At 43.7% G+C, this 13,592-nt stretch carries 11 protein-coding genes; all 11 read right to left on the bottom strand.

Annotated features, from left to right (window positions below; genetic code table 11):
- Positions 1–33 precede the first annotated feature (33 nt).
- Positions 34–2,574, bottom strand: coding sequence for a beta strand repeat-containing protein (locus N7974_RS00135; RefSeq protein WP_262963688.1), 2,541 nt, complete (start codon positions 2,572–2,574; stop codon positions 34–36).
- A gap of 782 nt (positions 2,575–3,356) precedes the next feature.
- The gene (lipA, locus tag N7974_RS00130) at positions 3,357–4,313 is read right to left on the bottom strand and encodes a lipoyl synthase (protein WP_262963687.1); all 957 of its coding nucleotides are present in this window, start codon (positions 4,311–4,313) and stop codon (positions 3,357–3,359) included.
- Complete coding sequence (gene lipB / locus N7974_RS00125; RefSeq protein ID WP_262963686.1) at positions 4,306–4,914, bottom strand: lipoyl(octanoyl) transferase LipB; 609 nt, start codon at positions 4,912–4,914, stop codon at positions 4,306–4,308. The genes lipA and lipB overlap by 8 nt, the downstream gene beginning before the upstream one ends.
- Before the next feature lie 47 nt (positions 4,915–4,961).
- The gene (locus tag N7974_RS00115) at positions 4,962–6,068 is read right to left on the bottom strand and encodes a DUF493 family protein (protein WP_317451567.1); all 1,107 of its coding nucleotides are present in this window, start codon (positions 6,066–6,068) and stop codon (positions 4,962–4,964) included.
- Positions 6,055–7,227, bottom strand: a complete 1,173-nt coding sequence (locus N7974_RS00110; protein WP_262963685.1) for a D-alanyl-D-alanine carboxypeptidase family protein — start codon at positions 7,225–7,227, stop codon at positions 6,055–6,057. The genes N7974_RS00115 and N7974_RS00110 overlap by 14 nt, the downstream gene beginning before the upstream one ends.
- Before the next feature lie 37 nt (positions 7,228–7,264).
- Positions 7,265–8,107: a septal ring lytic transglycosylase RlpA family protein gene (locus N7974_RS00105; RefSeq protein WP_262963684.1), complete on the bottom strand. Its 843-nt coding sequence runs from the start codon at positions 8,105–8,107 to the stop codon at positions 7,265–7,267.
- Entirely contained in the window at positions 8,104–9,174 is a 1,071-nt protein-coding gene (gene mltB / locus N7974_RS00100; RefSeq protein WP_262963683.1) for a lytic murein transglycosylase B, read from the bottom strand. The genes N7974_RS00105 and mltB overlap by 4 nt, the downstream gene beginning before the upstream one ends.
- A complete protein-coding gene (gene rodA, locus N7974_RS00095; RefSeq protein ID WP_262963682.1) occupies positions 9,174–10,304 on the bottom strand; it encodes a rod shape-determining protein RodA in 1,131 nt (376 codons plus the stop codon). Before rodA ends, mltB begins: the two co-directional genes overlap by 1 nt.
- On the bottom strand, positions 10,294–12,138 hold the full coding sequence (mrdA, locus tag N7974_RS00090) for a penicillin-binding protein 2 (protein WP_262963681.1): 1,845 nt from the start codon (positions 12,136–12,138) through the stop codon (positions 10,294–10,296). The genes rodA and mrdA overlap by 11 nt, the downstream gene beginning before the upstream one ends.
- A gap of 18 nt (positions 12,139–12,156) precedes the next feature.
- A complete protein-coding gene (mreD, locus tag N7974_RS00085) occupies positions 12,157–12,642 on the bottom strand; it encodes a rod shape-determining protein MreD (protein ID WP_262963680.1) in 486 nt (161 codons plus the stop codon).
- On the bottom strand, positions 12,629–13,516 hold the full coding sequence (mreC, locus tag N7974_RS00080) for a rod shape-determining protein MreC (protein WP_262963869.1): 888 nt from the start codon (positions 13,514–13,516) through the stop codon (positions 12,629–12,631). The genes mreD and mreC overlap by 14 nt, the downstream gene beginning before the upstream one ends.
- Between the last annotated feature and the right edge of the window lie 76 nt (positions 13,517–13,592).

Genomic DNA, 13,592 nt, shown 5'->3' with positions numbered 1-13,592 from the left:
GGTTCAGCCTTGTTACTTGGTTTTAATCAATAATTAGATTGCTTTGTTACGACGACCCAAGCCCAACAGGCCGACCATACCCGTCAGGAATAACCATGCAGCAGCCGGTACCGGCACCGCAGCGACCCCAGAGACACTACCTTTAAAGTTAATGGTCATACCATCAAGAGCACCGAGGTAACCACTGATATTATGTCCAGTGGATGCAAGGAACACACTACCTACATAATTACCGACAGTACTGGTATTAAACAAAAAGTCCAGATTGGTCAGTGATGAACCACCAGCCAGATTTGTAAAGTTGTTCACGTTGCTGCTGCTAAAAGCCGTACCCAAAATGAAATTATAGTTACCATCAAGAAGATCTGTATACAGGGAATCCAAGCCGCCAATATTGGCAAGGCTAAAAGTGGCAGTTTGGTTGCCGCTACCTTGAGTAAAATTTCCAAAATCCAACATCAAGCTTTTATCATCCCAAGTACTTCCACCGCTAACATGCTGTAAGCCGGCGTTGGCATAGTTGTAAACATCGCCGGAAACAATAACGTTCTGGCTACCATTACTGATAGTTGCCAAGCCACTGGTTCCTGTGCCATTAGAACTGAAGTTGACACCAACATTACCTGACTTGGCACCGGCAGTAGTGGTATCAATACCTACCGACATGGCATTGCTGTTACCACCGGCAACAATCAAACCAGCGACACCACTGGTACTAATGCCTCCGGTTGCTGCGCCAAAGCTGGCATCCAGTTTTTCAGAGTAACCATCGTTAACTACATTATTGCTAACGACCAAGGTTTTGCTAGCCGAGCCACCTACGTGTTGAGCGGCTAAATTAACAGTCGCTGCTGTTGAACCACTTGCCGTACGGTAGACGTTACCAGATACATTAACGTCCTGTGAATGCAAATCAGTGTCACCTAATTCTGATGTATCTGTGCCGCTAGAAACCAAGGCAATCGTTGCTATACCGCTTTTGTTACCGGCAGTTGCAGTATTAACGCCAACAGTAAAATTGGTGTTGTTCGTTGCACCTGCCGCCAAGCCATGTATCGCTGAACCACTGGCAATAATCGGACTATTTGCGCTGATACTTGCATCCAGTTTTTCTGAATATTCATGGTTGGCCGCCCCGTTGGTCACTGACAAAGCTTGAGTTGCCGTACCGCCAATCCGCTGATTAGCCAAAGTGACCGGACTGATTGGGTTCATTTTGGCATAATCATAAGCCGCTCCGTGAATCTCCAAAGTCTGCTTGGCAATAGTGTTGGCAAAGTTATTGACAACCGTTAATGTCTCAAATAGAGCTCCGGCAGTGGTGGCTGTAAACTTTACAATTTTTGGGCCAATATTGGTGCCCGCAGCAATCGCAGCATCATCACCCCAATTGTAGCCAGCCTCCGTTGTGCCATTGCCAGTCAATTGGCTATCATGTGAGCCAAGGTTCTGTACCGCACCGCGCAGACTGCTTGAAGCGGTATTACCCGCGTTGCCAATAGTATAAGTTTGCTCGGCAGATGTGCCTACATGCAAGTTACCAAAAGCCATCTTGGAAGCAGTGATACCGTTGTTAGCAGTACCAGTACCGACGGTCAGTGTTTGCTGAGTAGCTGCGTTACTTGCCGATGAATTAATTTTGGTATCGGTTACTCCCGCAGATTTATTAAAAAGATTTCCGGTACCAAAACCTGCGTTAGTGTAATCCGTACCAACTATCAAAGCGCCCAAAGTACCGCCACCCTTAATAGCGCCACCGCTCTTCAGATCAAGCTTACCGATAGTCTCTGTCTTTGCTTTAACATCGAAGGTACCACCGTTGTTGACATTAACAGTACCTGTATTAGCCAGACGCTCGTTCGCACCCAAAGCCAGAGTGCCGCCATCAATGTTGGTAGCGCCGGTGTAACTATTGTTGCCACTCAGCGTTGTTGTGCCTAAACCGGTTTTCGTCACTTCGCCAACGTTGTTAATGCTGCCTGAATTACTAATGGCTCCTGAAATTGAAATATCATGGTCGCCATTAAGTGTTAGTGTTTTTGTGCTTGAACCTGACAAAGCATTATTAAGGTTAATCGCACCGGTAAAATTTAAGCCACCGCTTACAGCATTAAAAGTAGTGCTATTAGACAGAAGAAATTTTGCACCTAAATTCTGGGCAAGATTATCCTTGTTCATCACACCGCCTCCACCAATCGTGAAAGTGTTGCTGTTGGTTCCAATAGTATAAGAACTGGTATTAGTGTTGGCACCGAAGAGGATACTGTTCAGAGTCAAATTCGGTATATTGGTTGGAGTCAATCTGTTGCTGGAAGCATTAGCAAACACCAAATTTGTTGATGCGTTAATTGTAGGCTGACTAAGAAGATTACCTAGCCAACTTGTGAGACTTGTCCAACTGGAGGAATCGAGAAGCCCTCCCTCCTTCCAGGTAACTGTCGACGTATCCGTCGATGCATTAACGCCTTGTGAAGCCAAGCTGACGCCTAAAGCCAAACCAATCGCGGCACGAAGCTTCCATTTTGACGATTGTGATGCCGTAGATAAAGGCGTTACTTTTCTATTTTCTTTCACTTTAATTTCCATTATAAATTGGGGGGTTGGATTTCGAGAAATTGCACGATACTCTGTGCATTTAATATTATTTCTATAATAAATTTGCTATTTAAAAGCAGACAATAATACATAAAGCCATAAACGATAGTACTTAATTAATTGTAAAAAAATATAACAATTTAATAATCAAAGCTTAACCAAACAAGCTTAACTATGCATTTAATGTAGTTTATATAATAAAATTTCTGCTTAAAGTGGGGCAACAACACATGAAACCATAAATGAAAGCACTTAATGCATTGTAACCAAATGTAACAATTTAATTGTCCAACTCTAAATAATCGCTGCGAAACAGACATAGTAGTCGCAGAATCCCCCGCCACCCGCCACCCGCCTCAATCCACACTATCTACACAAGTCCTACTGCTCCTTCTCCAAAAGGATAAGGATGAAGGGAATATAACTGCTTAATTTTATTCTAAGGAAACATTGTGTAGATACCTATGCCCCTTGGAAATAGTAAAAAATTAATGGGCGGTCAGGCTTTTGAATACGTCAATAGCTGTAAAAACAGCAATGATGGAAGTGCAAGTTTGCATCAAGTTTCAGCTTTAAACCGACAACGGAACAATGAAAAACGCAGGTTTTAAAATCTGAAATGAAATGTTGATTAGCTGGTGTATAGTTCAGTGCGAATGAATCGGCTTATACAAGACCCAACTTGTTTTATGCAGGTGATTTAACGAATTGAAATAAAACATAAACCCCAACAACCTGGAAAAGCATCATTGGGGATTTGTTTAGATAACGGCTTTAGCCTGAAGATCGGCATGGTAAGAAGATCTGACCATGGGTGCACTGGCAACTTGCTTAAAGCCCAGTTGCTTTGCAAAAGCGCCATAATCATCGAATTGTTGCGGGGTGATATAACTTTTAACCGGTAAATGCGCCTTGGTTGGCTGTAGATATTGGCCCAGTGTCAGCATTGAGCAGCCATGCGCCAATAAATCCCTCATCACTTGATGGACTTCTTCCTGCTCTTCGCCGACACCCAGCATGAGCCCTGATTTAGTCGGCGTTTGGGCTTGTGCGCTGCCATATTTAGCCAGCAACTCCAAAGAACCCAGATAATCAGCACCGGGACGCACTTGTTTATAAAGCCGTGGCACTGTTTCCAGGTTATGGTTGAACACGTCACAGGGTTCTTTAATTAGAATATCTATGGCTTTATCAATACGACCACGAAAATCCGGAACCAAAATTTCAATTTTTGTAGACGGTGTTTGCTGGCGAATTTTTTTTATACAATCAGCAAAATGCCCGGCACCACCATCTCTTAAATCATCCCTATCCACCGAGGTGATAACCACATATTTTAAGGCCATTGCCTGTATGGCATCGGCCAGATGTTGCGGTTCATCTTTATCCAGCGCCAGTGGCTTGCCATGTGCCACATCACAAAAAGGGCAACGACGGGTACATAAATCGCCCATAATCATAAAAGTTGCCGTACCGTGCTGAAAACATTCAGACAGATTGGGACAGGCCGCTTCTTCACAAACCGTATGCAATTTATGCTCACGCAACAACTGTTTAATTTTGGTGATTTCGTCACTGGCTGAAAGCTTTACGCGTATCCAGTCAGGTTTACGCAAAACGGTATCGGACTGTTCAACTTTTATCGGGATACGCGCCAGCTTCTTGGCGCTACGTTCATGTGATTCAGGGGTAGAGCGTGAAGGTGCTTGATTAGTCATATATGAGTGCCGTAGTAATAGCCTGAGTAACGGAGTTTGCCAGTTGCCTGGAACTGATAATAACACCCAGATCAGCTAATTGAGTAACTTTAAGGTCTGCATAGCCGCAAGTATTAATATGTTCGAAAGGATTTAAATCCATCGCATTATTAAGACTGAGGCCATGGTAGCTACAGTTTTTTTTAATCCGTAAACCGATCGAACCTATTTTTTGGTCATTAACGTAAACGCCCGGCGCATCGGCTTTGGAAACCGCGATAATGCCATTCTCCGCCAAAGTGCCAATCATCGCTTGCTCAAGAATAGTGACCAGTTGACGCACGCCCAAATTAAGCCGTTTAATGTCCAGTAACGTATATATGACCACTTGCCCGGGACCATGATAAGTAACTTGCCCGCCCCGGTCTGAATTAATCACCGGAATGTTGCCGGTATTTAATAAATGCTCACGCTTGCCGCTTAATCCCAAGGTATAAACAGGAGAATGTTCCACTATCCAGATTTCGTCAGGGGTATCTGCGTTGCGCTCTTGGGTGAAACGCTGCATGGCCTGCCAACTGGTTTCATAATCTTGTAGTCCCAAATGACGTATTATTGGCATTAAAAGAGCTGGTATTGGTTAAAAAATTGCGGCCAAAAAGAATGGCTCTACAAAGCCATCAAAACATGAGGATGATCGCTTAAATCCTGATAAATCGCATCCAGTTGTTTTTTGCTGGAGGCTTCTATAACGACCGTTATTGCGATAAAATTGCCGTCCTTGCTCGGCCGCGAAGTGACTGCATCCGGTTTAACATCAGGTACGTGGCGGCGAACAATTTCTATCACCAACAAATCCAGTTCCATATCCGCTTTGCCCATGGCTTTAACAGGAAATTGACAAGGAAATTCAAAAAAGGTTTGTTCGCTCATAATCAGCGATTTTTTATAATCCTGAAAAATCTGCTGCATGGCATGCCATACCGGACCGGGCTTTCCATCTGAAACCCTGATTGAGTCAAGTTCGACAATGGGGACAATTTCACGGGTAGAACTGGTTACCCAAATTTCACTGGCTGTTTGCAACTTGGCAAAGGGAATTTTATATTCGCTACAAGCAATGTTATTTTTTCGTGCAAGCTCCAAAATTACATCACGGGTAATGCCAGGTAAAATATCATTGCCTTTAGGGGGCGTACACAAAACACCATCAATAACGGCAAAAACATTACTGGCCGCACCTTCAACAACATAACCGTCTTTTACCAACAGTGCTTCGGCACAACCCTGATCGATAGCCTCTTGCCTGTGCAGGATGTTGCCTAATAAGGTGATGGCTTTTATGTTGCAAAATTGCCAACGACTATCATCCATGCTGACCGCTTTTACGCCCTGATTTAATCCGGCAAAAGGCACGATAGCCGAGCACATGGCAAAAACAGTAGCAGGTATATTGTCAGGAAAAGCGTGATCTCTTTTAGGGCCGACACCACGGGTAATCTGTAGATAAATATACTGATCAATAGTGGTATCCAGCAATGGCGACAATATCGCCAACCATTCCTCACGGGTATGCGGGTTAGCCAGACGAATACCGGCCAGACTGTTTTCCAGACGTTGTAGATGATCCTGAAAATGAAATAAATGGCCGGAATAAGACGGGATGACTTCATAGATACCGTCACCAAATAAAAATCCACGATCCAACACGGAAACTTTGGCTTCATTAAGCGGCAAATACTCACCGTTTAAATAAACCATTTTATTTTCCGTCATCTGACTTTTCCATCATCATCATAACGCTGTCCATGAGTCTCTGAATAATATTGCCCTGATCTACCGCTTTGAGAGCGACCAAGTCTTTATCAACAATCACTTCATCGTTAAGAGTGACCTTAACAGAACCCAGCTTTGCGCCTTCTGCAACAGGTGCAGTAATTTTTTTATCAACATTGATAACGGCCTTAAGATCTTTGTATTGGCGACGTGGAATTGTTGCATAAATATCTTCAGCCAAACCTAAAGGTATCGTTTTACTTGCGCCTTTCCAGATTCTGGGTTCATCCAACGTTTTTTTGCCTTCATACAAGCGATGCGATTCAAAAAACCGGAAGCCATAATTAAGCAGTGTTTGATTTTCATTGGCTCTGGCATTGGCATTTTTTGCGCCCATAACGACAGAGACAAGACGCATATCTTCTCTTAGCGCAGAAGCAACCAGACAATAACCGGCATCATCAGTAAATCCGGTTTTAACGCCATCAACCGACTCATCCCGTGACAGTAACTTGTTACGGTTTTGTTGGGTAATTTTGTTAAAGGTGAATTCTTTTTGCGAAAACCAGCGATAGTAGTCAGGAAATTCTTTGATTAAAGCGGTAGTGAGAATGGCCAAATCGCGCGCACTGGTGTAATGATCTTCCATAGGCAAACCATCACTGTTTTTAAAATGGCTATTTACCATTCCCAGTCTGGCAGCATGCTGATTCATCATGTCGGCAAATGTAGCTTCACTGCCGGCGACATGTTCAGCCAAAGCGACACTGGCATCATTGCCGGATTGAATGATGATGCCTTTTAGCAAATCTTCAACTTTAACTTGATTACCAAGCTCGACAAACATCCGTGAACCGGCTGTTTTCCAGGCTTTTTCGCTGATAGTGGCCGAATCTTCGAGATGTAAATGGCCATTGCCAAGCTCTCTAAACGCCACATAAACTGTCATTATCTTGGTAAGACTGGCAGGGGCAAGCCTGGCATCGGCATTATTTTCTGCCAGCACTTTACCGGTATGAAAATCCTGCAAGATGTATGCAGTAGCCGCTATGGTGGGAGCGGGAGGCGTCGTAATTTCAGTATTTTCTGCATTGGCCTGAAAAACTGTAGCCAATAAGCCAAAAAATAAAAATAGGGTAATTTTTTTAAAAGGGTTCATAGCTCTTTAAAATCGACAATGTAAGCAATATTCTTGTTTACATTGTAACACGCGAGCTTTCTGATTGTTTGGATTCAGTAACAAATTGTGTATCGGTTATGCCTATTCTTGCCAACTGCTCATTCAGTTGATTGGCAGAAGCCGTTGAGTCTACCGGCCCGATTTGAACTTTATAGAGGGTAGATTTTTTATAAGTCGATGAGCGGATATTCGGCTCAGGCAAATTATTGGCGGCAATTTTATTTTTTAACTTCATTGCCTTTTTTTGACTGCCAAAACTACCAACTTGCAGATAGACGTTTTTTTCCTGTGATGCTGCACTTTGTTGCAATTGAGGTAAGGCTTGACTGGGCGATATCACCTTAATTTCAACAGTTCCCGTACCATCTTCCTGCATATCCAGATTTTTGGCAGCAGCGTAAGATAAATCCAATTCCCGGTTACCTACAAAAGGGCCTCTGTCATTTATTCTAACGATAATGCTGCGATGATTTTCCAGATTGGTTATCTGTGCGTAAGACGGAATCGGCAGCGTTTTATGCGCCGCTGTCATGGCATACATATCAAAAATCTCGCCGGTGGCGGTTTTTTTACCATGAAAGCCGGGGCCATACCATGAAGCAACGCCCTGTTTTATGTAACGGGCAATGCGTGGAAACAGATTTTCTTGTTCGGCAACGTCATTAGACGGATTAGTACGAGTATTTGTCTGTACTATTGAGTGATGTCTTAAATCATGTCTTATTTGATTACGGGCCAATGCATGATTTGAATTACTGGCAAGAGCTGGAGGCTGAAAAATAGCATCAGTCTTTTTAATTTGTTCGGTAGAACACCCGTATAGGGCAATTATTAGAATTGCTAATAAGAGTTTATTCATGGAAAAGTACCTTTTTTATTTAAAATAGATTGGCTTAACTGATAAACAGCCATGGCATATAAAGGACTGTGGTTGTATCGGGTGATGACATAAAAGTTGTCTAATCCCGCCCAGAGCTCTTCACTTTGTTGCTGTTCGAACGCAAGCAGTTTTACTTTAGCGCTTAAAGGTATTGGTCTCGATATTTTTAGGTTGAGCGATTCTAACCCGGCAAAGCTTAAGTCCGGCTTAAGATCCTTGCTCAATACTGTTTTATAGGTATCCCCTGTTGCCGTTACCGGAATCGCAATCGCCTGGCCTGGCTGCCAATGATGCTTAACAAAATAATTGGCAATACTGGCGATAACATCGCCATTGTTATGCCAGATATCCCGATGACCGTCATGATTAAAATCAACCGCGTAAGCTCTGAAACTGCTGGGCATAAATTGCGGCACACCCATTGCGCCGGCATAGGAGCCAACCGGCACTAAAGGATTAAGCTGTTCATCCAGGCACAATAACAAATAGCTTTCCAATTCACCGAGAAAAAACTGACTGCGAGGCGGATAGGCAAAACCCAAGGTAGCAAGCGCATCAATTACCCGATGGTTGCCGGTTTTTTGTCCATAAAAGGTTTCAACCCCAATGACGGCAACAATTATTTCCGCAGGAACACCGGTTTGTTGCTCAACTGTAGCCAATGCCTGCGCGTTTTCCTGCCAAAATTTTACGCCGCCATTGATGCGGGCGTCGGTCATAAATATTTTGCGGTATTTATACCAAGGCATGCCTTCTGCAGGTGAGGAAATCCTTTTGAGAATATCTTCTTTTATTTCGACAGCATCGAATAACTCCGTCAGCTTGTCTTCATCAAACTGATGCGTCGTCACCATCTTATTGATAAACGTATCAACTGACTTGGTGTCTTTTATGTTGCCGGCACACGAGACCAGTGAAAAGCACAACACGCAAGCCAGGTTTTTTAACCAAAATACCGGTACCGGTCGAGGCTTATAACCCCCGTCACGATTCAGTTTCCTAAGGCGTTGAAAGGATAAAACCCTTGAATCCGTTTTAATCTTCATCAGCGTGTCCGAAATTTTTTATGAGTATGAATTGACATGAGAATGCCAAAACCGGCAAGCAACGTGACAATAGAAGTGCCACCGTAACTGATTAAAGGTAACGGCACACCAACCACAGGGAGAACACCGATAACCATGCCGATATTGACAAATACATAAACAAAAAAAGTAAAAGCCAGGCTACCTGCCAATAGACGACTATAGGTATCTTGGGCCTGGGTGGCTATATATAAACACCGGGCAATAATTAACAAATATAACGCCAATAACCCCAAGCAACCCGCCAAACCAAATTCTTCCGCAAATACCGCAAAAATAAAGTCGGTAGAGCTTTCCGGTAAAAAATCCAGCTCCGATTGAGTACTACCCAGCCAACCCTTGCCATAAATACCACCGGAACCAATGGCTATTTTTGATTGAATAATATGATAACCCCTGCCCAGCGGATCAGCTTCCGGGTTTAAAAAAGTGAGCACCCGATCACGTTGATAGCCACGCATAAAATGCCAGATAACTGGCGTTAATGAGGCCAACATAACAATGATACCGATTATAAAGCGCCAGGAAAGGCCGGCAAAAAACAATACTCCCGCACCGGAACTTGCTACCAGCAATGCGGTACCCAGATCAGGTTGTTTGGCGATTAAAAGCGTGGGAATAACAATAAGAATAGCCGCTATAAATAACTGTTTTGATTTTGGCGGCAACGGATATTCTGCCAAATACCAGGCGATCATCATCGGTGTTGTAATCTTGATCATTTCTGATGGCTGGAAACGAAAAACACCCAAATCCAGCCAACGTTGGGCACCTTTACCTATCTCACCCATAATTAATACCGCCAAAAGCAACAAGATACCGAAACCGAACAATACCGTAGAGTAGCGTTTAAACTGGTAAGGATCTATATGCGCCAGAACTATCATTAAAATAAAAGCCAGGCCAACACGACCCGCCTGCCGCATCAGCACGTCCACATCCTGACTGCCGCTGCTGTAAAGAACCAGAAAGCTCAGTAATGAGGTCAGTAACAATCCGATAAACAAAGGGATATCAATGTGTAACGTTCTTAGGGCATTACCCAATATTGACGGCGGTTCAAACTGTTCATGCCGGGTTTCATTTTTCATTATTTTCCTGTAAAAACTGTTTAATAACCTGCCCGGCAACCGGCGCGGCAACCGAACCGCCATGCCCGCCATTTTCCATGATAACAGCGACGGCAATTTTAGGATCATCTGCCGGAGCGAAAGCAATAAATAGCGCATGATCGCGAAATTTAAAATCGATGGCATTCTCGTTGTATTTCGCGTTTTGTTTAATACCCAAAACCTGTGCGGTACCGGTTTTACCGGCAATTTGGTAGCTAATATCGCTATTAATAACTTTTGCAGTGCCGTGTGCGCCGTGAACGACATTGATCATGCCATCAATAACCGTAGTCACATTATCCGGCTTTAGTAGAAGGGTAACATTCTGCGGTTCAGAGCCTCGACGGTCACCTTGTACACTGACAATTTTATTGACCAGAAAGGGCATAACCACTTTACCTTTATTCGCCAAGGTTGCCGTAGCTCTGGCTAACTGTAATGGGGTAACCTGATGATAACCCTGACCAATACCGGTGATCAATGTTTCTCCGGGATACCACGCCTGCTTTTTTTGATCCCGTTTCCACTCCCGAGACGGCAATAGTCCTGCCTTCTCGCCAATAAGATCAATACCGGATTTTTCACCAAAACCAAATTTTTGTAAAAAACTGTGCATATGATCTATACCCAGCGTTGCTGCCAGACGATAAAAATAGACATCACACGATTCAGTGATGGCCCGACTTATATCCACCGAACCATGCCCGCCTTTTTTCCAGTCTCTATATTTATGCTCAACACCGGGTAATTGGTAATAGCCGGGGCATGACAGTTTTTGCTGGGGACTGATAGCCTCATACTCAAGACCTGCCAGAGCAATAAACGGCTTGATGGTAGATCCGGGTGGGTATAAACCACGTAAGGCACGATTGTAGAGCGGCTGGTTTTCCGATGACTGTAGTGCCTGATAGGCATCATTGGCGATGCCAACCACAAAAGGATTGGGATCAAAGCCTGGGCGACTGACAAAGACCAAAACACCGCCGGTTTTAATATCAATCGCAACCACTGCACCATTGAAAGTACCCAAAGCGTCGTAGGCCGTTTTTTGTAAATCAATATCCAAGGTTAAATAAAGATTGGCTCCGGGATCTGGCGTAACTTCTTTTAAGGTATTAAGAAGCCTAGCCTGAACATTGGTTTCTATTTCTGCATAACCGGTTTTGCCATGTAATTCATTTTCATAAGAACTCTCTATGCCCAATTTGCCAACATGCGTAGAGCCTCTATATTCAGCCAATGGCAACTCTTTAATTTCGGCCTCGTTAATACGGCCTACGTAGCCAATGACATGAGCAGCCAAATCACTGTAAGGGTAATGTCGAACCAACTGGGTATGAATATCGACGCCAGGAAAATATGGCCGGACAACGGCAAACTTTGCCAACTCTTCATCGTTTAAGCCTAATAACAGCGGCGTGCTGACGAAGCGTTTTTGGCGTTTGCGTAATTTCTGATATTGCTCGATTTTTTCATCGGGTATGGCCAGCAGCTTTTGCAACCGTAACAACGTCTCGTCCATGTCACTGATTTGCTCGGGAATAAGCTCCAAACTATATGACGGAGTGTTTTCAGCCAGTACTTTCCCATGCCTATCATAGATCATGCCTCGGTCAGGAACCAAAGGAACAATTTTAATGCTGTTATCTTTGGCCAGTGTTGAATAATGTTCATGGCCGACAATTTGCAGATAAATGAGACGAACAATCAGACCCGATGTTAAGAGAATAATAACGATGAAAGCCACGACAATACGATTGACAAACAGGCGATTCTCTACCGAATGGTCTTTAATAATATAAGTATCAGACATGGTTTGTTGCGTTTTCTATCAAAGGTATCGCGATAAACGGACAACGCGCAGAAGACCATAGACCAGTGGCCAACACAATGTACCGGTAATAACAGGTAGCCAGAAAGAGGCATGAAGTTGCGCGGGATGTTGCAGGTTTTTTATAAAGAAAAGCAGTAATTGCGACAATAACAGACAACAAAAAACAAACATGCCTTGTTGCAACACCGGGAATTGACGTAGACGTTTATGCAGTTTAAGACACAGATAGATAATCAATGAATACGCCAAAGCATATTGACCGAGTAACCTGCCAGTCATTACGTCGGTAAGCAGGCCAAACGTCCAGGCATGAAAAATACCGACCCGCTCAGGCAAGGCAAGTGACCAGTACACCAGAACCAGCAGCACCCAGTCTGGATTATATACCGCTATTTCTACGGGCCAAGGCGCAATTCTCAGGCACATCGCCAGCACCAGAGTCAGGATGATTCGAAAAAATCCAACATAATTATCTAACTGCATCAGTCTTGGTCTCCGCTTCGTTAACTGTTGGTTTTGAAATAAGCGGTACCGACGCCGGGTTGCTCCAGACTATCATTAACTCTCTGTTGCGATCCAGCAAAGCTTTGGGAGTAGCGGTAATGGTTGCAAAAGCCTTATTGGGTTGTGATGTAAATTCATCCACGACAGCCACCGGATAACCTTGTGGAAAAGTACCGCCCAAACCTGATGTTATTAATAAGTCTCCCGGACGAATATCGGCATTGCTGGGCAAAAAAGGCAAAACCAAGCGGTTTAGTTGACCACTACCTACGGCAATCGTTAATAAACCATTACGATTAACCTGAACCGGAATGGCATGATTGGGATCGGTAATTAACATGATTTCAGAGGTGAACGGTAAGGCCCGAAAAACCTGCCCAACCACACCGTTAGCATCCAATACCGGTTGCTGGGGATGAACGCCAAAACGGGTACCTTTATTGACCACGACAATATGTTCATAAGGTGCCATATTAATCGATAATAATTCAGCAACCAGTACCTGTTCACCCAGCTTAAAAGAATTTTCCAACAACGCCCGCAAGCGAATATTTTCTTTTTCCAGGGCGGCAAATTTAAGCAGACGGGTTTGATCAATAAGCTGCTCTTCGCGCAACTTTTCGTTTTCTGTTTTTAATGCGCTGTATGAACTGACAGAATCAGTAGCGTGATCAATAAGAACCGTGGGTAAATCAACCAGGTATTTTAACGGGTCAACAAAAAAAGAAAGCACAGTGCGTAATGAGTCCAATTTTGAGCTTCTGTGTTCCGTTGCCAGTAAAGCAACAGAAGCAATGATTGCTACCAGAAGTCGGGTGTTGATTGATGGGCCGGTGGCAAATAAAAGTTTTATAGCAGGTGCCTCTTAATCAATTGATGTTACGCAGATAGCTATGAAATCAGCTTTAGTGTCGCTATCGCAACGGCTT

The sequence above is a fragment of the Methylobacter psychrophilus genome (assembly GCF_025583945.1).
Taxonomy (GTDB): domain Bacteria; phylum Pseudomonadota; class Gammaproteobacteria; order Methylococcales; family Methylomonadaceae; genus Methylobacter_C; species Methylobacter_C psychrophilus.
The sequence above is the reverse complement of the archived record's forward strand: the minus strand, read 5'-3'. Positions and strand labels throughout refer to the sequence as shown.

Excerpts from the sequence above, each read along its gene's own strand:
- lipA (WP_262963687.1), bottom strand. The coding sequence starts at position 4,313 with ATGACTAATCAAGCACCTTCACGCTCTACCCCTGAATCACATGAACGT.
- lipB (WP_262963686.1), bottom strand. The coding sequence starts at position 4,914 with ATGCCAATAATACGTCATTTGGGACTACAAGATTATGAAACCAGTTGG.
- N7974_RS00115 (WP_317451567.1), bottom strand. The coding sequence starts at position 6,068 with ATGACGGAAAATAAAATGGTTTATTTAAACGGTGAGTATTTGCCGCTT.
- N7974_RS00110 (WP_262963685.1), bottom strand. The coding sequence starts at position 7,227 with ATGAACCCTTTTAAAAAAATTACCCTATTTTTATTTTTTGGCTTATTG.
- N7974_RS00105 (WP_262963684.1), bottom strand. The coding sequence starts at position 8,107 with ATGAATAAACTCTTATTAGCAATTCTAATAATTGCCCTATACGGGTGT.
- mltB (WP_262963683.1), bottom strand. The coding sequence starts at position 9,174 with ATGAAGATTAAAACGGATTCAAGGGTTTTATCCTTTCAACGCCTTAGG.
- rodA (WP_262963682.1), bottom strand. The coding sequence starts at position 10,304 with ATGAAAAATGAAACCCGGCATGAACAGTTTGAACCGCCGTCAATATTG.
- mrdA (WP_262963681.1), bottom strand. The coding sequence starts at position 12,138 with ATGTCTGATACTTATATTATTAAAGACCATTCGGTAGAGAATCGCCTG.
- mreD (WP_262963680.1), bottom strand. The coding sequence starts at position 12,642 with ATGCAGTTAGATAATTATGTTGGATTTTTTCGAATCATCCTGACTCTG.